Source organism: Methanothermobacter sp. THM-1, from assembly GCF_009914355.1.
GTDB lineage: Archaea > Methanobacteriota > Methanobacteria > Methanobacteriales > Methanothermobacteraceae > Methanothermobacter > Methanothermobacter wolfei.
Genome location: NZ_CP044013.1, coordinates 912,440 through 931,830, shown reverse-complemented (window position 1 = coordinate 931,830; position 19,391 = coordinate 912,440). Strand labels below are relative to the sequence as shown.

The 19,391-nt window shown below is 47.2% G+C and carries 23 protein-coding genes and 2 pseudogenes; 15 read left to right on the top strand and 10 right to left on the bottom strand.

Features of this window, described 5'->3' with window-relative positions; genetic code table 11:
* Positions 1 to 66: 66 nt before the first annotated feature.
* The 4 genes from FZP57_RS04820 to galE all read right to left on the bottom strand — a co-directional run bounded on the left by FZP57_RS04820 (position 67) and on the right by galE (position 4,034).
* Positions 67 to 1,329 carry a CPBP family intramembrane glutamic endopeptidase gene (locus FZP57_RS04820; RefSeq protein WP_191215995.1) on the bottom strand — a complete coding sequence of 421 codons (1,263 nt, stop codon included), beginning with the start codon at positions 1,327 to 1,329 and terminating at the stop codon, positions 67 to 69.
* Positions 1,330 to 1,337: 8 nt separating this feature from the next.
* On the bottom strand, positions 1,338 to 2,351 hold the full coding sequence (locus FZP57_RS04815) for a KAP family NTPase (protein WP_238337840.1): 1,014 nt from the start codon (positions 2,349 to 2,351) through the stop codon (positions 1,338 to 1,340).
* Between the two features lie 5 nt (positions 2,352 to 2,356).
* Complete coding sequence (locus FZP57_RS09455) at positions 2,357 to 2,875, bottom strand: hypothetical protein (protein ID WP_238337839.1); 519 nt, start codon at positions 2,873 to 2,875, stop codon at positions 2,357 to 2,359.
* Positions 2,876 to 3,065: 190 nt separating this feature from the next.
* The gene (gene galE / locus FZP57_RS04810; protein WP_191215994.1) at positions 3,066 to 4,034 is read right to left on the bottom strand and encodes a UDP-glucose 4-epimerase GalE; all 969 of its coding nucleotides are present in this window, start codon (positions 4,032 to 4,034) and stop codon (positions 3,066 to 3,068) included.
* A 151-nt stretch (positions 4,035 to 4,185) separates the two neighbouring features.
* Between galE and FZP57_RS09750 the strand changes: the two are divergent.
* A pseudogene (locus tag FZP57_RS09750) lies at positions 4,186 to 4,538 on the top strand (EamA family transporter).
* 237 nt (positions 4,539 to 4,775) lie between these two features.
* Entirely contained in the window at positions 4,776 to 5,165 is a 390-nt protein-coding gene (locus FZP57_RS04795) for a GyrI-like domain-containing protein (protein WP_370518346.1), read from the top strand.
* A gap of 144 nt (positions 5,166 to 5,309) precedes the next feature.
* On the opposite strand, the gene FZP57_RS04790 is transcribed toward FZP57_RS04795, so the two are convergent.
* Complete coding sequence (locus tag FZP57_RS04790; protein WP_074359011.1) at positions 5,310 to 5,807, bottom strand: hypothetical protein; 498 nt, start codon at positions 5,805 to 5,807, stop codon at positions 5,310 to 5,312.
* A gap of 110 nt (positions 5,808 to 5,917) precedes the next feature.
* Here FZP57_RS04790 and FZP57_RS04785 point away from each other — a divergent pair, with 110 nt between their 5' ends.
* The 3 genes from FZP57_RS04785 (at position 5,918) to FZP57_RS04775 (ending at position 8,155) form a co-directional block, all read left to right on the top strand.
* Positions 5,918 to 6,307, top strand: coding sequence for a GerW family sporulation protein (locus FZP57_RS04785; RefSeq protein ID WP_074359010.1), 390 nt, complete (start codon positions 5,918 to 5,920; stop codon positions 6,305 to 6,307).
* A gap of 70 nt (positions 6,308 to 6,377) precedes the next feature.
* Complete coding sequence (locus tag FZP57_RS04780) at positions 6,378 to 6,953, top strand: DUF2953 domain-containing protein (RefSeq protein ID WP_074359009.1); 576 nt, start codon at positions 6,378 to 6,380, stop codon at positions 6,951 to 6,953.
* Between the two features lie 398 nt (positions 6,954 to 7,351).
* A complete protein-coding gene (locus FZP57_RS04775) occupies positions 7,352 to 8,155 on the top strand; it encodes a type II CAAX endopeptidase family protein (RefSeq protein ID WP_191215991.1) in 804 nt (267 codons plus the stop codon).
* A gap of 94 nt (positions 8,156 to 8,249) precedes the next feature.
* Here the strand turns inward: FZP57_RS04775 and FZP57_RS04770 are convergent, their stop codons facing one another.
* The 4 genes from FZP57_RS04770 to FZP57_RS09450 form a co-directional block, all read right to left on the bottom strand.
* Positions 8,250 to 9,110 (bottom strand): sulfurtransferase, encoded by an 861-nt coding sequence (locus FZP57_RS04770; RefSeq protein ID WP_191215990.1) that lies wholly within the window; start codon positions 9,108 to 9,110, stop codon positions 8,250 to 8,252.
* Positions 9,111 to 9,236: 126 nt separating this feature from the next.
* Entirely contained in the window at positions 9,237 to 9,626 is a 390-nt protein-coding gene (locus FZP57_RS04765; protein WP_191215989.1) for a hypothetical protein, read from the bottom strand.
* 353 nt (positions 9,627 to 9,979) lie between these two features.
* Positions 9,980 to 11,590: a sensor histidine kinase gene (locus tag FZP57_RS04760; RefSeq protein ID WP_238337838.1), complete on the bottom strand. Its 1,611-nt coding sequence runs from the start codon at positions 11,588 to 11,590 to the stop codon at positions 9,980 to 9,982.
* Entirely contained in the window at positions 11,566 to 12,249 is a 684-nt protein-coding gene (locus FZP57_RS09450; RefSeq protein WP_238337837.1) for a hypothetical protein, read from the bottom strand. The genes FZP57_RS04760 and FZP57_RS09450 overlap by 25 nt, the downstream gene beginning before the upstream one ends.
* Before the next feature lie 60 nt (positions 12,250 to 12,309).
* On the opposite strand from FZP57_RS09450, the gene FZP57_RS04755 reads away from it, so the two are divergent.
* From FZP57_RS04755 to FZP57_RS04750, 3 genes are all read left to right on the top strand, one after another.
* Positions 12,310 to 12,765, top strand: coding sequence for a methylated-DNA--[protein]-cysteine S-methyltransferase (locus tag FZP57_RS04755; RefSeq protein ID WP_238337836.1), 456 nt, complete (start codon positions 12,310 to 12,312; stop codon positions 12,763 to 12,765).
* Between the two features lie 201 nt (positions 12,766 to 12,966).
* Positions 12,967 to 13,173, top strand: coding sequence for a hypothetical protein (locus FZP57_RS09445; protein ID WP_238337835.1), 207 nt, complete (start codon positions 12,967 to 12,969; stop codon positions 13,171 to 13,173).
* Positions 13,173 to 14,207: a chloride channel protein gene (locus tag FZP57_RS04750; RefSeq protein ID WP_238337834.1), complete on the top strand. Its 1,035-nt coding sequence runs from the start codon at positions 13,173 to 13,175 to the stop codon at positions 14,205 to 14,207. Before FZP57_RS09445 ends, FZP57_RS04750 begins: the two co-directional genes overlap by 1 nt.
* A gap of 87 nt (positions 14,208 to 14,294) precedes the next feature.
* Here the strand turns inward: FZP57_RS04750 and cdhB are convergent, their stop codons facing one another.
* Positions 14,295 to 14,807 carry a CO dehydrogenase/acetyl-CoA synthase complex subunit epsilon gene (cdhB, locus tag FZP57_RS04745; RefSeq protein ID WP_074359002.1) on the bottom strand — a complete coding sequence of 171 codons (513 nt, stop codon included), beginning with the start codon at positions 14,805 to 14,807 and terminating at the stop codon, positions 14,295 to 14,297.
* Positions 14,808 to 14,959: 152 nt separating this feature from the next.
* On the opposite strand from cdhB, the gene FZP57_RS09155 reads away from it, so the two are divergent.
* The 7 genes and pseudogenes from FZP57_RS09155 to FZP57_RS04720 all read left to right on the top strand — a co-directional run bounded on the left by FZP57_RS09155 (position 14,960) and on the right by FZP57_RS04720 (position 19,328).
* The gene (locus tag FZP57_RS09155; RefSeq protein ID WP_202879456.1) at positions 14,960 to 15,358 is read left to right on the top strand and encodes a hypothetical protein; all 399 of its coding nucleotides are present in this window, start codon (positions 14,960 to 14,962) and stop codon (positions 15,356 to 15,358) included.
* A 53-nt stretch (positions 15,359 to 15,411) separates the two neighbouring features.
* A complete protein-coding gene (locus tag FZP57_RS04740) occupies positions 15,412 to 16,062 on the top strand; it encodes a hypothetical protein (RefSeq protein WP_238337833.1) in 651 nt (216 codons plus the stop codon).
* An 8-nt stretch (positions 16,063 to 16,070) separates the two neighbouring features.
* The gene (locus FZP57_RS09745) at positions 16,071 to 16,721 is read left to right on the top strand and encodes a 4Fe-4S dicluster domain-containing protein (protein WP_202879454.1); all 651 of its coding nucleotides are present in this window, start codon (positions 16,071 to 16,073) and stop codon (positions 16,719 to 16,721) included.
* Between the two features lie 138 nt (positions 16,722 to 16,859).
* Entirely contained in the window at positions 16,860 to 17,309 is a 450-nt protein-coding gene (locus FZP57_RS09740; RefSeq protein ID WP_370518317.1) for a hypothetical protein, read from the top strand.
* 6 nt (positions 17,310 to 17,315) lie between these two features.
* Positions 17,316 to 17,366, top strand: a pseudogene (locus FZP57_RS09735) (hypothetical protein); the annotation flags it as partial.
* A 3-nt stretch (positions 17,367 to 17,369) separates the two neighbouring features.
* The gene (locus FZP57_RS04725; protein WP_191216621.1) at positions 17,370 to 17,699 is read left to right on the top strand and encodes a 4Fe-4S dicluster domain-containing protein; all 330 of its coding nucleotides are present in this window, start codon (positions 17,370 to 17,372) and stop codon (positions 17,697 to 17,699) included.
* Between the two features lie 300 nt (positions 17,700 to 17,999).
* On the top strand, positions 18,000 to 19,328 hold the full coding sequence (locus FZP57_RS04720) for an ATP-binding protein (RefSeq protein WP_074359000.1): 1,329 nt from the start codon (positions 18,000 to 18,002) through the stop codon (positions 19,326 to 19,328).
* Positions 19,329 to 19,391 lie beyond the last annotated feature (63 nt).

Genomic DNA, 19,391 nt, shown 5'->3' with positions numbered 1-19,391 from the left:
TCCATGGTTGAGTTTTGTATCTCTTCCCATTACCATCCTCCACCTGATTTTGCATCTCCCGGCCATCTAGAGGAAAGGCATCACAAGGAACAGAATAGAGTTTGATATCCCGTGGGAAACTGTTATACCGGATATGCTGTCGGTTCTCTGGAAAGCGAAACCATAAACAATGGCCACACTGAAGACAAATATAAGGTCGTAACCGGACTTCCAGCCGACGTGAAGGGCTGTGAATAACAGTGATGCATACAGAAGCCCAGGCAGCGGCCCCATGACCTTCTCAGCATTCCTCTGAAGTATACCCCTGAAGAGGAGCTCCTCTGCAAATCCGGTCCCTATCAGCATCACAAGAAAACCCGTGAGGAAGTTGACCGGGCTGAGGGATGGTATGAGGGCATCGGGTCTCAGTATCTGGTATTCAATATAACCCATGGGGAACCCTGTAAGTGCAACTGGCACCTGCCATCGCAGCTTCCTCAGGTTTAACCCAACCTCATCCATTGTAAGTTTCTGAATCCTCATGAGGGCCCCCGATGCAGCAAAGAGGGGCAATGCTATGATGATGTACCAGTAGAGGTGTTTCACCGCTCCAAGGGGCATTGAAAGACCTATGATCCTTATGAGGGGGAGCATCATCATGGTGGCAAGAAGAACCCTCATCCTCTTCTTTGAGAGGGATGAATGGATGAAGAGGGCAAATAGAAGTCCGGTATGGAGTACAAGGCCAGCCTTGAAGCTGATGAATGATGTTAAATACTCTGCGAGTATGATTAATGCCAGATAAAGCAGCAGAACCGATGTATTGTATCTTATAATTTCAGATGAAAGCTGCTCCTCAAGGTCCCTTATCTTGGCGTAGGTTACAAGGGCCCTGACCTTATCCTGTGTCTTCATGCAGATCCTGTTATAGTACTGGTAGGCCTCAAGGGCTTCATCATGTTTCCCAAGCTTTTCAAGGACCTTAGCACTTCTAATAATAGCTTCTGACTCATTTTTAATGTCATTCATCCTCCTGAACCTGGATGCAGCCATATTATAGAACCAGTGGGCCTTCCTGAGCCTCCCCTCCATTTCATGGGCCCTTCCAATGCACAGTGAAACATGGGCCTCCATAGGGTCCCCCTCTTCCCTGTAGAGTTCAAGGGCGTTCTCATAGTTTTCAAGGGCAAACCCTATTTTCTTAAGCTTGTGGTACTCCCTGCCGATCCTGAAAAGGGTGTCGGCGGTTTTTTTAACATCTCCGGCTTCAGCGAAGTCCTCTGCCATCCTCTGCATGTTTTTAAGCCTGTTAATGTAGTTTTCAGGCTTTATAATCCGTCTTCTCTCCAATTTATCACCTAATTTTCCATGACCATCCTATGGAAAAGCTCACCATCCACGTGCAGATCAAGCTGACCCGCAGGTGGCAGGGATGACTTTTCGAACCTTTTAACATCCTGGAGGATACTCATATCAAGTATCGCCTCCATGGACCGCACACCGTGCCTGTACTCTGGTATCTTTAGGAAGGCGTTTAAAACTTCCCTGTCTATCTGATGAAATGCATCAATAAGGTCTTCCTCGTCCCTGAACTGTGATATGTTGAAGTTCAGGTGCTCGATCCTTTCAGGGTCAACACTTGCAGCCAGCTGTTTCACTGCAAATGATTTACCTGCACCGGGCGGTCCGAATACTCCGATGCACAGGGGTCTTTCAGGATTCTCAGTCTTAAGGTACTCAATCATAAGGTTCCTTATGCTCTGATAGCCCTCAATTTCTGTCCGATCAGCGGTTATAAGTTTTCCAAAGTGTGCTATTGGAAGCGGACATCTCCTCTGCCTGTAACCGTTGATAACAATGTGCCTGGAAACTGATTCTATGTCAAATATCGGTGGAGAATCCGCGATTGTCCAGAGATCCCTGCCCTGGTGGGGTATCTTAACGGATCCTATCCATGAAATGTCCCCTGCCTTGAATATGTTCAGGGGATAATCGGGTTTTCGTGTGAATCCCTTCCGGTGGAGGTTCATTGATGCCGTCATCCCGCTCCGTACGGCATCATCAATGTCATGGCCCCTACATATTGACTCTGTGAAACCCGCGGTGAATGCACAGCCATAGCCCTGCATTTTTCCAGGGGACCTTTCAAACAGATTCCCCTCAAAGAGGTGCGGGTGGTAGAATAAGCGCGCATCACTCCCACTGTAGTGCACCGCACCTTCAAGTCCTATCCTCACGACCATGTTAAGGTCCCTTAGATCTGCCATGGCTGGGTTGTTGTTCATCTGCCACATGAAATCCTCTGCTGTCTTCTCCCATGACAGCCTTCTGCTTATGTTTGCACCGAACTCCCGCAGGTCATCCACGGTCACGATCGTTATAAGGTTTCCCTGTGATTATCAGCGAGGTAACGCCAGAGGCTCCCTGTGAAGAGGGGTGATGACATCTTGAGTACTATGAGGGTTTCTTCGTTCCTTAATGAAGAGGGCCATTTATCATTCATTTCCCGGAAACCATTCCCTGCATCATCAATCACAAGGATATCTGCTTCAGAGTCCCTGAATTTAAATGGCATCCCTGGAAGGCCATCTTCAGGTCCAGTGTAACCTAGGAAACGCTTCACATGATAGCCTTTACCTGAATCCTCAAGTTCTGCGAATGAATGTATAAACTCCGATGGATCTGTATTTTCAGGTTTAACCTCCAGTTCCAGATGATTAACCCTTAGGGACGTACTCAGCATGTCTGCAAGAAGAAGAGCTCCTCCCCTGAGGGCTTTTCTTTTGAATCCCAGGTGACTCTTCCAGTTGAACCTGGAAACATCGGCATCCTCTTTGACCGGCCACTGGATCCAGTCAACGGTTATATCCCCTGTTACGGTAACATTCAATGTCATCACCCCTTCTAGCAGTTTTTATATATTCAGAATTCCATGTACCTATTATTGACCCATATGGTAATGTTTTTTTGCTCAGGTAGGTGATCAATTTCTGGCAGAAAAAAGAGGATTTTTGCTGCGATGGATGTTCTCTGGCAGCAGGTGGTTGGGGTGCTGTTTTCTCTGAGTAAACATTTTTATCGTTACTTCATCGGTTTCTGCTATTGTGCCAGGCCCAGGCGGTTTCGATGATCCTCTCAAGTTTTCTGAATTCGGGTTTCCACCCAAGGATCTTCACGGCCTTCACGGAGCTTCCTATGAGTTCAGGCGGATCCCCGGGTCTTCGATCATCCTCAACGACCTTTATTTCTTCACCTGTAACTTTCTGGCATGCCTCTATAACCTCCCTGACAGAGAAGCCCCTGCCGTTACCCAGGTTGAATACTCCTTTTTCTTCCCTTTCCAGGTATTCAAGGGCCTGGCAGTGGGCATCGGCCAGGTCCATGACGTGTATGTAGTCCCTTATACAGGTCCCGTCAGGTGTGGGGTAATCTGTGCCGAAGATTTTAACGGACTCCCTCCTGCCCATGGCAGCGTCAAGGACTAGGGGTATGAGGTGGGTTTCAGGGTCATGGAGTTCACCCACATCACCCTCAGGGTCGGCGCCTGCGGCATTGAAGTAGCGGAGGGAGACGTAGTTCAGGCCATAGGCTTCATGGTAGTCCCTGAGTATCTCCTCAACCATGAGTTTGGATCTTCCGTAGGGGCTTATGGGGTTCAGGGGGTGTTCCTCTGTTATGGGAATCTCAATGGGGTTCCCGTAGACGGCACAGGTTGATGAGAACACGAAGCCGGACACACCGTTCTCCATCATGGAGTCAAGGAGGTTCATGGTGTTCATGACGTTGTTCCTGTAGTATGCCCCTGGGTCCTTAACAGATTCACCAACATCTGTAAAGGCCGCGAAGTGCATGACAGCATCAACATCGTATTCCCTGAAGACCCTGTCAAGCAGGGATCTGTCTCCAAGGTCGCCCTCCACCAGCCGCCCCCATTTGACGAATTCCCTGTGCCCCCTGCTCAGATTATCAAGGACAACGGTCTCGTAGCCCATGGATGATAGAAACTTGTTTACATGTGACCCTATATATCCTGCTCCACCAACGATGAGTATCATGATTTTTCACCTTTCAGTTTTTATATAAGATCGTGTTTATAAAAAGGATATGGCCCCTATGTTATCTAAGTGGTGAGGTGTGACTGTGAATTACTACATATTCGCCCTTCTGGCAGCCTTCCTCTTTGGAGTGGCCCCTGTATTCAGCAAGATGGGTCTTGAGGGTGTTAACCCTGGCGTGGCCCTCACGATAAGGAGTTCGGTTATAACGTGTGTCATGCTCTTCTGGGTGATGCTGATGGGAGGTCCTGATATGCTCTCGGAGGTAACCCCCAGGGGCTGGGTTTTCCTGGCCCTTGATGGGATATCTGCAGCCCTCCTGGGCCAGCTCTTCTATTACTATGCCCTCAAGTCGGGTGAAGCATCAATAGTGGTGCCCCTGTGGCATCATTCCCTGTCTTCACATTTATAATAGCACTCTTCTTCCTGGGGGAGAGGTTAACGGCCATGAAGGCAGGTGGACTTGTCCTTGTTGTACTGGGAGTTATACTCCTGAGGGTTTAGGTAATCCCAGAATCGGCGAAACACTCCTCTATGAGGAGAGTGCTCCTTTTAATTTTCGGTTCGTGATGAGATGAAGGTTTTTTGCGGGGCTGCCTGTTTTTTTGGTTAATGGATAGATAGATTTTTATAATTTCACCCTGATAATAAAAAATGGGGAGGTTTTTATGGATATAACTGAAAAGATGGTTGAAGGAGTGAAGGTGGCCTTCAGGAAGTGCAGGGGGAAGCTACGAACGCATCCCGGAGTACATTGAGGAAGTTGCAGGATGGGTTATAGGGAAGGGGCTTCAGATGACCGGCAGGGTCTACGGGACCTACTATAACAGTCCTGATGAGGTCAGTGAGGAGGAACTCAGGTATGAGATAGGTGTCTCCTTTGCGGGTGAAGCAGAACCTGAGGGGAACATAAAAATAAAGGAGTTACCGCCAATGATAGTTCTGGCAGCCCTTCACCAGGGACCCTACACTGAGGTCGGCCCTGTTATACAGGGGATAGTTGAGCATGCCCTCCAGAACAGCTATGAGATCACAGGACCCGTCACCGAGGTTTACCTCAACAGTCCCATGGAGGTTGATGAATCCGAACTTTTAACAGAGGTCCAGATCCCTGTTAAAAGAAGGGGATAGTGTACTTTTATTATCTTTTAAGGTGTTGGGGTTCTTGTTAAAAGAAGGGGATAGTGTACTTTTATTATCTTTTAAGGTGTTGGGGTTCTTGTTAAAAGAAGGGGATAGTGTACTTTTATTATCTTTTAAAAATTGGATAGGGGTTCATGGACTTGGAGGGACCCCTATCAGTTTGATTTCTATTGAATTGGCTGTTATTGAGTGTTTTCCTGTTACATCGGTGTACTGAACACCAAATCCTCCTATAAAGAATGGGTTTGAGAGTGTTGCATCATCACCGAAGTCCATCTTGATCTCCTCTTCGGTGGGTATGTATATTAGGGCCTGGAATTCAACCTCATCGCCGGCCTCGATAATTTCAAAGGATTTATCAAAGTCCTGGGATGAGACCTCAATCTTCCTGGCTGGCCCGCTTCCTGTATTCTTTATCCTGCAGGTTATGGTGACATTTGTCCCTGGCTCTGCACTTTCAGGTCCGCTCTGTGTTGCGACGAGTTTAGCCGCACCTATTGTTTTATTAACCCGCGTCCCGTTTTCAGCTGTCTGGTTGTCTGCTGTTTCACCTGGCCCTGAGAGGAGGTAGGCGCCGGCTGCAGCAGCAACAACCACCACAAGGGCCAGGATAGCAATCTTACTGTCCATAATAAACACCTCCAGTTATGGTATGATGCAATTATAATAAAACCCTTTTGAATAATTTTCAGTGCCAAAGTGGATATACCTGGATAAACATAAATTATGGTGTGATTTAAATGAAAATTGAAGAACCGATTAAAACTACAGTTGAGGAGCTGAGAAGGCTCCTTGATGTGAAGAACCTTGTTGGAGAACCCCTTGAGACAGAGGATAAAATTCTCATCCCTGTAATGAAGATGGGTGTCGGTTTCGGGGCAGGTATGGGTGAAGGAAGGTCTTCTTCCTCTGAAGGAGGCGCTGGAAGCGGTGCTGGAGCAGCTGCAGGCGTTGAACCCATCGCGGTCATTGTCATACTGAAGGATGTCAGGGGCCCCGATGGTGTACGTGTCATCGACCTCAGATCCGCAGGCACCGGCAGAATCATACAGGAACTGGGATCCACAGTTACAGAGGTTATAAAGGAACTCTCAGATAATAAGAAATCTGAGGAATCATCTGAGGAATGAATCCAGAAGCCACGGGAAATCTGATTTCATGCCCCTGAAGCGCCTATGAGGGATTAACATTTTTGAAAGAGTGATCTGGTGGATTTTCACTTCACTGGCCCTCCTGGCAGTCCTCATCATAGTCCTCCTCCTCTTACCCTACAGGATCAGACTCACCGGTTTAAGGGATGGTGAGGGAACATTCCTAACACTTCAGGTGGGAGTATGGAATTTAAGGTTCTTCAGGAAGAGGCTCGGTCCTGATGCTGCTGGTGGGGCTGGAAAAAGGCAGGCCCCTGATATTAAGGCCATGAGGGATTTCACATCAAGGCTCCTGGGTGCAAGGGGTCAGATTCTGCACCTCACAGGGAGGGTCATATCATCGGTTAACCTGGTCTTTCTCAGGGTCCATCTTAAACTGGGGCTGGGGGACGCTGCTGACACGGCCATGATAAACGGGTACCTGTGGTCCATTGGAGCCATTACAGGGGGATCAGGGAAAATTGAAATAACATCTGAACCAGATTTTTTTCATGATGATGTAACTGGAAGTATCGATGTTGAAGTTGAGGTAAGGCCATTTATACCTGCCGTTACCTTTATCCGGCTTCTGGGTAAGAGGCCCTTCAGGGAATTCTTATCCGGCCTTAGAAACCCTGGAAAATAGGAGTTAAATCAGCTTGAGGGTGGATGGGATCGATGGTGACCGGGATGAAAAAACATTACATCCAGAGTCACCGGGTGATAACAGGGGGTCGGGTCTTAAGGGTGGTTATATGGGGAGTATCAGAGGATTGATGGCAAACAGTCACTTGGAGTAGCGGTGTATATGAGGAGTATCTCTGCAACCTGTCCTGCTGAGTTCAATGCAGGGGATAGGAGGATTTTAATATTCTTCAGGCTGACATTTACTTTAATGGGTGAAAATATAAATGTCATTTCAGCTGAACCTATCATGTGTATAGTCTTTGAGGATGAGATGATGTATCCTCTTTGCCTTTGTTGATTGATATGATGATGGAGGGGATGCACCTCTTTGCTGACCGATATGATAAGGATGATAATATGAAGCAGGAGAAGCTTTCAGCCTTTTTCATAATAGCATTTGTCTTTTCATGGATACTCTGGATACCAGTTGCACTGATATCTGCGGGCTTCAGTTTCACAGGACCGGTGGACGCCTTCCTGAAAGGTCCCTACAACCCTGCAGCCTTCGGACCGACACTTGCAGCAATCCTTTTAACCTTCCTCTACGGCGGAAGGGATGAACTTCTAAGCCTCCTCAGGAAGGGTTTTAAAAGGGATTTCCATGGTTTCTGGTGGATTATAATCCTCTTCTTGTTCCCACTCATCACGGGACTATCAGCATTCCTCGGCGTCCTCTGGGGGGACGCTCCACCATCCCTTTACTGGGTCTCCCAGCCATGGATCATCCCCCTGGCCTTCCTTTACATATTCTTCCTTGGAGGTCCGCTACAGGAGGAGTTCGGCTGGAGGGGCTATGCTCTCCCGGGACTTCAGAGGAAATATTCACCGGTCTACGCCGCCATCATACTCGGTTTCATATGGGGCCTCTGGCACATACCCCTCTTCTTCATACAGGGAAGTATACAGTCACAGGTCCCCTTCTGGAGCTTCATGATCCTGATAATCTCGGCATCCATAATATATGCATGGGTCTACAATTCAACCGAGAGTATACTGGCAGTTCTGATCATCCATACCACAGGAAACCTCTCATACTTCCTCTTCCCGGTACAGACAACCATTGCCGGCGGAGTCTTCCTGATGATCCTTAATGTAGCAGCAGCATTCATCGTGCTTTTATTCGCAGGCTCAGAGCTCAGGACAGATTTCAGAAAAAATTAATAATTTTTTAACAGGCAGCACCCTGTTTGGAGATGGTTAGTCCGGTGTCTGTGGCAGGGGTGTGTGTCCGTAAATCGCCGTTTTTATATTTGCTTCAGTAGGGGTCAGGACCAGTTACCGTTGGGTTGTCCTCTATCTGGGTCCACTCGGTGAATGAACCCTCATATATCCTGACATCAGGGTAGCCAAGATACCATTTGAAGAGTATGAATTCATTGGTTGCCTCCCTCCCGGTTCCACAGCTGCAGATTATGGTCTTATCCTCTGATGCTCCTGCAGCCTCCAGGAGTTCAAGTATCTCCTCTTCAGGTTTAAGGAGGGTTTTATTCTCATCATCCATTAGGGACGCCCATGGGAGGTTAACCGCTCCAGGGATGTGTCCTGGTTTTATCCATGGACCCTGCCCCTCATAGACCTCCCTTGGCCGGGCGTCCAGGACAAGCACGTCATCATGGTCCTTTATTTTCTTGAATTCAGGGTATTCAATGTAGAAGTCCTTCTGTGTCTCTGCAGAGAAGTCTGACTCCTCAACCTCAGGGAACACCTTTGTCACATCACCACCGGCCTTCTTCCACTCAGGGAGCCCCCCGTTTAGTACAAGGACGTTACGGTGGCCGAACCTTGCAAGACTGTAGGCCAGCATTGTCTGCTCAAGGCCATCACCCCACCCCTTGACCTCACCGGGTCCGGTGTACACAACCGTGGGCAGGTCTTCAATGCCTGCCTGATGGAATATCAGTTCAACGGCTCCTTCAGGGATGTACATTGCAGGCGCCATGCCCCGGGGCTCCCGGAAGAGGCCCTCGTTAAGGTATACTGCTCCAGGGATGTGTTCAAATATGTAGTCATGGATGTTTGGCTGGCAGTCAACAATTTTAACCTCATCCATGTTATCCATGAGCCATTCAGGTGTAACCCACCTTACACGGCCGTCTCCCCCGCCATATGGTTCCATAGAATCACTCCAGGCATTTGATAAAAAATATATGGTGATTATTACATATATATTTTGGCTCATAGGGGGAAAAATAGGAAATTGTTCAGAACTGAATGGATGCTGATTTAAATTGATCAGCCAGGTCTATTTTCTGAACCTTTCATCATAGTAGATAAGGCTTTCAGGCTTTCTGCCCCTAACCCTGTCGGCGAAGCCCTGGCACCGGAATTCCTCAACAACCCTTTCAAGGACATCAAGACGTTCTCTGGCCTCATCAAGGAGTCCCTTGGTGATTTCTATCCTGTGTTCAAGGCGGTTGTTCTCATCCTCAAGCCTCTGAACATCCCTCAATTTAAGGTCAAGTTTCAGTACGGTGAGACGGTTAACCTCATCCTGCAGAGAACGGTTTTCGGATCTGAGCTCCTTAACACGACCCCTGCATTCTGCAAGTTCCAGCCTGAGGTCATCTATGATTTTATCCCTCTTCTTTATCTCACCCTTCAGGATTTCAATTTCATCTTCAAGTTCACTCATCCTCTGGCTCCTCCATACTATTAAACTAATATAATGCCTGCTTCTCAGGGGTATGTAGTGTATTCTGGTGGTCATGCGGAGGGCTGAGTCTTTCCCCTTCGCATTTGTTTCTCAGGGGTATGTAGTGTATTCTGGTGGTCCCGTGCAGATCCGGTTAATTCCCATGGATCGTAACCCGGACAGGATGAAGTCCCGGGATCCGGGACAGGTACCGGTTAATGGTCATGGACCCGTTTAAATCTACCGTGCGGGGTATATCGTAAGGGTCATTTCCTGGAAGATAGTTGATAATACTCCTCCCCATCATGGTCTTAACGGGTCTTGTGAGTTTTACATCACCTTCAGCCTTCATCTCAGTATCTCTTCTCATAGCTCAGTTCATGGAATCTTATCCTGATGGAGAGACCACCATCGGTTTCAATATCCATCTCACCGTCCAGCTGGTCTATAAGTGCCCTTATAAGGTACCATCCCATGCTCCTGGACCCTGTGATGACATCGGGTGATTCAACACCCCTGCCGTCATCAGCGACCCTCAGTTCGAATTCTCCATTCAGTCCTTTAAGCTCAACATAGATGTTGCTGGCTTCGGCATGTTTCAGTGAATTACTTACAAGTTCATTAACGATTAAACCCACCGGCAGACTCGTCTCAAGGTTGAACTCGAGGTCCTCAATGCTTGTGTGGATCCGCGGAACACCTGAAGAGGTCTGTCCCTGTGTTATCTTCGAGATGAGGTTTTCAAGGTACCCCCGTATACTGACAGTGGAAAGATCTGTTGAATGGTAGAGGTGTTCATGGACGAGTGCTATGGACCTTATACGGTCACGGCTCTCTGCCAGGATATTCCTGAGTTTCCTGGATTCGATCTGACGTTCCTGGATGCTCAGGAGGCTTGATATTATCTGGAGGTTGTTCTTGACCCTGTGGTGGATCTCCCTCAGCAGGAGTTCCTTCTCCCTGAGGGACTCCATTATCTCTGTCTGATCTTCAATGATGACTATTTCCTCATCACATATACTTGTAACGCGGATATTCGCGTATATGAGACGACCCGACCTGCTGATGAGCCTTCCTAGACCCTCAGTTTCACCTTTCAGGTCATCCGGGTGCATGAGATCCTTCATATTCATCCCCTGGAGTTCTTCGGCGCTGTATTCAAGGACCCTTTCCGTGGCGCTGTTACAGTCCCTTACTCTGCCATCATGGTTAAGTGATATTATAGGAACCGGGGCGCCTTCAAATATGCTCCTGTAACGTTTTTCACTTATTTCAAGTTCCTCCCTGGCCTTCTTTATATCGGTGATATCATCACCTGCTATTATGCTCCCTCTTAATTCACCATTTTCCCTGAGGAACCTCACATTCCATGAAACAGTCTTTCTTCTGCCTTTAAGGGTCAGTATGTCGCCTTCAAGGCGGTAACTATCATCCCCCTGCTTCAGGTGATCCTGATACAGTTTTAGGCGCCATTCTCTATCCTCTGGAGGTACGAAGGTGAGGAACCAGTGTTTCCCGGTTATCTCATCCCTTTCACCTTCAAGGATCTCAAGGCCCCGCCTGTTTATGAGCTTAACACGGTCCCGTTCATCAAGGACCATTATAAGGGACCCTGCAACATCAAGGTACATCTCTGCAGTTTTCCTTTTAGATTCAACATTCTCAAGGAGTTTGATGTTCTCCTTCATTGAGAGGTGCTGTCTTCCGGTGAAAAGAAGTATGATGAGCCCATACGCAATTATAACCTCCTCTGCGAATCCTATTTTGCTTAGTATGAAACCACCCACTTCAAATATTGCAATTGTGGTCATGATATAGAATAAGAGGACAAAGATTTCAGGAAGGTATGCCGTGATCCTTCCTTTCACTGGACTGTAAACTGGCCTTGACCAGTCCTCCTTGAAGAATTCCATGGCTGCAAGGACTAATATGAGGTAACTTACCATCCACCAGATGTCAGGCATGGTTCCCGCAGGTCTATACCGATTGTTCTGGTGTATGTGAAGATTATGTCTGCCAGGAGGAGGACGGCTATGCTTATCATGAAGAGGTTAAGCGTCCTAGATCTTATGAATCCCATTTTATTTACGGCAAGTTCGAGGAGCATGAAGAGGACCAGTACATCCCCTATGACATACAGGGTTGATATGAATACCTCTGTGAATTCTCCACCACTGAATATGATGGGTTTCAGGAGGAATATCCACAGGAGCGTCAGGGTGCTGACTCCAATTATTGAAAGGTCCACAGCCGTCCGGATCCTTTCAACCTGTCTTTTTATGGGTATGAGGAAAATACCAGCTGCAAAGAGAGGATAATAGAGGAGGTAGAATAGATCCGCAATTGAGGGGTAGGGGTTCTGTCTCAGGATGGACTCGATGATGGTCCAGGTAAGGTCACCAAGGAATGAGAAGAACTGTGCAGAGGTGAGGAGGATGAGGGCCGGGAAAAATTTCGGATAGAGCTTCTTTGAATAGATGCTCACATACAGAAGCCCGATGAAGGCTGCAAGGTTTGCTGTGGGGGTCAGGACGTTAATGATATCCCCCCTGAACTCGGAGAGCTGGGCTATGAGGGCCAGGAAAATCGATGCCGCCACGAAGATCTTCACATACTTTTCCATGGAACCACACCTTGATTATAGTGTATGTTCATAATATTTAAGGGGTTTGAGTTGATTTCAATGAGGATCATGCTGGATCATCCACTGGTTAATGCGGTGATAAGATTTGATGGTGAGAGGATACTGGGTGTTTCACTCTCAGGGGACCATGATGACAGGATAAGTGAAGGGGTGCCGGAGTTTGTCCGTGAGACAGTATTAAAGATGGAAAGGTTACTTGATGGGGAGATGGTTGAGTTTGACCTTTCACGGGTTGATCTTTCAGTCTGCACACCCTACCAGCTGAGGGTGCTCCGGGTTGTCTCAGGGATCCCCTGGGGGTCCACCATGAGCTACGGTGAACTTGCAGAAGCTGCCGGCGGAAGCCCAAGGAGCGCGGGCTCTGCCCTTGCAGCCAATCCCTTCCCCATCATAATACCATGTCACCGTGTTATAAGGAGTGATGGATCGCCTGGCGGCTATCAGGGCGGAACCGAACTTAAGAGAATCCTCCTTAAAAAGGAGGGAGCACTTTAGACAGGAGTTCTGATGTTTATATTTCTGTGGCTGCAGAAAGCTGAGGAAGTTCGGCCCAATGTTAATATGTTTGCTGAAGGCATGGTTCAGTATCTTAATATGTTCGTTATAGGTAAGTTTAACGAAGATAAAGAGGAGATTCAAACCATGGGACAAGGTAAATAACGTGGTAAATATAAACTATATGGTGGAGGGGGAAATATGAAGGGGGATTTTGATCTTTCATCAAGGGCCTACTGGGAAAAGATGGGCTGGGGGATAGTGTTAGGTTTAACCGGTGCTTTAAGTGCTTTGATGTTTGTTTCTGCTGTAACTGTCGGTCATAGCTTTATAATGCCCTATACCGGTGATATTTCACCTTTTTCCGGATCCCCGTGGATTGTTGTTCTCATGACGGGAGCCGGTTGATGGTTGGCATACTGAACCGTTATACACCGGCTGGAGAGATGGATGTCTTCGAAGCATTGAACAGAGGGTATTTAGACCCTGAACCTGTGCCATCCTCTGTCATGGTATCACTGATATCACTGGTTGGTGGTTTCAGTTTAGGACCCGAAGTTACCACGGGTATGCTGGCAGGCGGTACAGGAGCATGGATTTCAGAAAAACGTAAGCTGGATCCTGAAAAGACAAGGATTAATGTTATAAGCAGTATTTCCGGGGCCTGGTCCGGTTTATTTACATCACCCTCTGTCATGATTCTGGTATTGCTGGAATCAAAGCATAAACAGTCAGTGGTCTTTTACGGGACATTACTCATAGCTTTAATTTCAGCTGTGATCGGTTTTGCTATTTTCTATGTGCTCCAGGATTACAATTATGCCCATGTTCTGGGACTTTTATCTCCTCCGGTTTATAAACTGGAGATATGGCACCTGGGAGTAAGTATATTGCTGGGCATACTTGCTGTTCCTGTCGCTCTGATTTTCATAGTCCTGAATAAGATTTTTAAACGCTTCATAATGCCATTGAAGGGTAAACCTGTAATACGCAGCACCCTTGGCGGGTTTTTAATAGGATTACTGGCCGTGGCAGTACCCACTACCTTTGGTTTAGGTACAGAGACAATACCTGTTATTACAGAGCAGGCGGCAGAGATAGGTTTCATTCTCCTCCTGGTTTTCGCATTTACCAAACTGGTGGCATTGAGCGGAGCATTGAACTTTGGTTTTATTGGAGGACCAATATTTTCTCTTCTTTTCGCTGGTTCATGTCTGGGCAACGCCATCCATCAGATATTCTCCCAGATACCCCCTGGACTGGCACTGGGATGTATGATGGTGGCGGTCCCTGCTGCACTTGTGCCTGTTCCCCTCTCTCTGGCGATACTGGTCATTCTTGTAATCGGTCTTTCGCCCCTGAATGCCCTTCCAGTATTCCTAGCAGCTTTAGTTGCTTTTTCTATAACCCGTGGATTATTATTAAAAGGAGTGGAAGAATGATATGCCGGAGTTTGATATTAGAATAGCTGCCTGACGCTGGTTAAATAAGTAGATAACTCAAGAAATAAAAAATAAGAAAGGATTTCCTCACGTTTTAAGTGACCCTTCAAGCTCTGAAAGCCACTTAACCCATTTTTCGTATTCCATGTTTGGAAAACTCATATCTGCATTGGGGTGCATGTACCTGCACAGGGTCAGTGTTCTTATGTGTGGTGCGAAGTGTTTGAGGGTTGAGAGTCCCTGGGATCCAAGGTAGTAGGGAACTCCTATAAAGATCACAAGATCATAGTTTCCCTTACCATCAAATCCTTTCCATTCCGGATTTTTGAGGTTGTTGACTATCTCTATAGCACCTATGACGTTGAAATCATTTAAACCGGCCTTTTTAAGGGCTGAAGCCGACCCTCCAGTTGCAGCTACAGTTATTCCTCTTCTTTTAACGATTTTAACAACTCTTTCGGTTATTTCAGGAACACTGTTAAGAAGTGATCCTATTACGAAAAGGGGTCTCCTTGATTTCTTTATGCTGAGTGCCGTCATCTCAGGGGACCAGACACTAGCCTTTTTTATACCACCATGGGCAGGGTTCCATCCCATCATATCACCGGTTACATTTATATATCATGTGTGACCACTACATATGTAATGATTAATAATGATAATATTTAAAGTTGATGTTGGTTAGCACCACCATCAATAAAAAGTGAAGGGGTTAAACTTTGCCTATGGAAAAATCTAAGATAGGGGATGGGATGAAAATAAAAGGCTTCAACATGTCCTTTGAGGACATAGACTCATTCATCCAGCATAAAAAGAAGGTGAGAAGGGCCCATGAAAAAGAAGTGAGTCTGGACTACCCAGAACTCCGTAAATGGGATATGAATCTCCTATCTTACTTTAAACCATTCTACGCGCCACTATGTGACATGTGCTGCCTCTGTACCTATGGCAGATGCGATCTTTCAACCAACAAGAAGGGTTCATGCGGAATAAACCTTGAGAAACAGCAGGCAAGAACCATCCTCATGATGTCATGCATAGGTGCATCGGCCCATGCAGCCCATGCACGGGACCTTGTGGACATGCTCATGGAGGAAGATCCAGAAGGGAACTCAGATATGACAGTTCAATTGATCTGGTTTCACCCATAATCACAGCGGTCACCGGTCTTAAACCGGAAACAGTCCATGATCTTGACAGAATAATGGCAGCCCTTGAAAGGGAGCTCACAAACCTCATGGCATCGGTACACACAGGACAGGAAGGAGACCACCTGGAATTTGAATCAAAGGCACTTCATGCAGGGATGATAGACACCATAGCCCTGGAGGTTGCAGAGATAGCCCAGATCAACCTTTATGACTTCCCAACAGGAGAAGCAGATACACAGCTGCAGGAAATAGGTATGGGTGTTATAGACAGAGATAAACCAGTAATACTCTGCATAGGCCATAATGTGGCTCCAAGCACAGAAATAATAGATTACGCTGACACCACAGGGGTACTCGAGGACCTGGAGATCTGCGGTCTATGCTGCACAGCACTTGATCAGGGCAGATACTCCCTATCATCAAAGATAGCAGGCCCCATATCCAGGCAGCTCATGTTCATAAAGACAGGAATACCCGATGTTGTTGTCCTTGATGAACAGTGCATAAGACCGGACATACTTGAACTATGCAGGGAGAGGAACATATCAGTAATCACAACAAGTGATAAATGCTCACTTGGATTAGAGGATAGGACAGATGATAACCCCTACAGGATAATAAGGGATATTGCAGAGGGAAAGATACCCGGAGCACTTATAAGGGACAGGGAGAAGGTGGAAGGATTGCTGTTGAACTGGCATTAAAGAAGTCCATGCAGAAATCCTTCAGGACATCTGAAATCCCATCACTCACAGAGTGCAGTCCATGCACAGACTGCAGACCTGGCTGCAATGAAACACCCCTAAATACAGAGAAGGTCACATCCTTCCCTGAAAAATCACTTGAAGACTGTACAGGATGTGCACAGTGCGACAGGACCTGTCCTGCCATGCTACCAATATCTGAAGCCATCAGTGAGGCAAGGGAAGGAAATCATGAAGCTCTTGAGGAACTCTACAGGGCATGCACAGGATGCGGGGTCTGCATTGAGTCATGTCCAGAGAAAATACCCATACTCAACCTTATAATGCACGGGGCTCGTGAAAGGATAAGAAAGGAAAGATACCTTATAAGATCAGGCAGAGGCCCTATTCAGGATATAGAGATAAGACGCGTTGGAGCACCCATAGTCTTCGGTGACATACCAGGAGTCATACTACTTGCAGCATGCTCCAATTACCCTGATGGTGAGGAAGATGTTGCGAAAATTGCCGATGAGTTCCTTAAAAGGGGTTACATAGTCATGGCTGCAGGCTGCGCAGCAATGGACATAGCACTCTACAGGGATGAGGAAGGAAAAACCCTGTACGAGAAATATCCCGGTGACTTTGACAGGGGAGGGCTTCTTAACCTTGGACCCTGAGTTGCCAACTCCCATGCCATAGCAAGCGCCATAAAGATATCCAACATCTTTGCCAGGGTACCCCTTGAAAGGAACTTTAAGGAGATATCAGACTACATCCTGAACCGTATAGGTGTCTGTGTTATAACATGGGGTGCCATGAGCCAGAAGGCCTTTGCAATAGCAACAGGCGCTAACAGATGGGGAATACCCGTCATAACAGGACCCCATGGATCCAAGTATCGCAGACTATACCTTGGAGAAGAAGAAAGGGTTATAAATGACAGGAGAACAGGGGAAAGGGTTGAATCAGAACCAGGTCCCCCGCACCTCATCTACACAGCCGAAAGCCTGAATGAATGCATGGTGACGGTGGCAAAAACATGTATAAGGCCCAATGACACGCCACGCGGAAGGATGATAAAACTCAGTAACTACATAGATCTGCACATGAAATACTATGGATGCCTCCCCCAGGATCTGCACCTTTACATAAGGGAGGATAATGAGATACCATTCAAACACAAGGATGAAATCCTTAAAATCCTTAAAAAAATGAACTGGAAGCCAAGGAAAGCCCCTGCTGAACCCTCAATAATCTACCAATGATCTGATATGATATCAATAAAATTAAAGGATCCTGAAAGATGCTCTGGATGCGGTCTATGTGTGGTAGCATGCAGAAGGATCCATGGAAGGGAGAGAATAAAGATCTCAGACCAGAGCCCTGTTGTCTGTGTTCAGTGCGAAGACGCACCATGCATGAATTCATGCAGGGTCGGAGCAATCAGCAGGGTCAACGGAGTAACGATAATAAACAGGGACCTCTGTGTTGGCTGCAAATTATGCATGGAGGCATGTGAATACGGCGCAGTTCACATGGATGGTCTTACAGCAGTAAAGTGCACGGTATGCATAGAGTCAGATAACATCATGCCAGCATGCATAGAATCCTGCCCTGATGGTATCCTCACGGTAAGCCTCAATGAGGAACCATGATTTATTTTTTTCCAGGTCCTAGAGGGCATCCCCATTCATCAGGATGGGGCAGCCGCTCGCAAAAATTAACTGCAGGTTTTCAATCAGCGCGGATCCTGCTGATCTGACACCCATGAATCAGGATTTGCCTCACATGATAATAACCTTAAGGGCACATTTTTGACCGTTAACAGCCCCCATAACGGACCTTGCTTATAGCATCCATCAGATAAAGCGGACCCCCTCTATCTTAAGGGGTCAACTTTAATATTATCAAGTGACATAGGTCTACTAGTCACAGATTATACCTGGAGTGGTTCAATGGATTATTACCATGATGAAAAGATGCAGAAACTCTTCGAGATGCTCAAACAGCCCAAGACCATTGAAGAGATTGACTTATCGGTTAACTTCATTAAAAATCTTATCCTGAAGGTTATAGCCACCTATGGGAGTGTGCAGGTCAGCAGGATCCATGAGATAACAGGGCTCCACGTCGATATCCTTGAGGAATGCCTTAAGGAGATGGAAAAGGATGAACTCTGCGCCCCAACCGGTGGAGGATTCCTCTTTCCAAGCGTAACCTACACCATCAAGAAACAGGGCCAGAGCCAGGCCTCAAAGCTCCTTAAGGAGAACCCCTACGTTGGAATGGCCCCCGTAAGCTATGAACTCTACTTCAAGATTATGGGTGAACAGCTGGAGGGCAGATTCCCGATAAACATACCCGAGGAGGTCATCGAGAAGGCCTTCAGGGATGTGGTGGGGAACGAAAGTGCCAAGAAGACCCTTATAGAGGGTGCGATTGGAGGTAAGGGGCTCTTCATCTACGGACCCCCAGGTACAGGTAAAACCTTTATAACCAGCAAGATGTCCGACCTCCTGCCACCCATAGTTATACCAAGATACGTTGAGTTCAGTGAACAGATAATCCAGTTCTACGACCCTGATTTTCATCGAATGTGCCCTGAACAGCCTGAGGACCCGCGATGGGTTAAGATTTACGCCCCATTCGTGTTCACGGGTTCTGAGCTTACAAGCAGGAAACTTGACACCAATTATGATCCCAACAAGGGCGTCTATGAGACATCCCCCATCATAAAGGCCAACGGCGGAGTTCTTCTTGTGGACGACCTTGGAAGGCAGAAGGAGGACCATAACGCCCTCCTCAACCGCCTTATCTTCCCCCTTGAGAACAAGAAGGACATGATCTATGTCAAGGGATCACCGGTCGTTGTCCACACACACTTCATCCCCGCCTTCTCAACAAACCTTGATATAACCATCATGGACGAGGCCCACCTTCGAAGGGCTCCGCTGCACGTGCACCTTGAAAAACCAGCCGTGGAGGAGATAGTTGAGGTCTTCAAGCGCAACCTTGACTCCATGGGCGAGGAATACGACCCGGAAATCCTTGAACGATTCGCCCTTGTATATAAACCGATAGCAGAGGGAGGGGAGGGCCTGCAGCCCACCTTTGCCCATGCAAGGGACATAGCCCAGATAGCCCAGGCAGTGAGGATAAGGAAGGGCGAGGACAGGATAACCCTTGAGACAATGGAGGACGCCCTCCAGCAGCATGTGCTGATAGCCCTCCAGCGCCGATTCACACCGATGCTCTTTGAACGCATAATAAGAAGGAAGGTATGATTTGGAAAAATTTTTATTGGATACCCTGTAATATATGAGAGGCATAAATCTAAGGAGTAATAA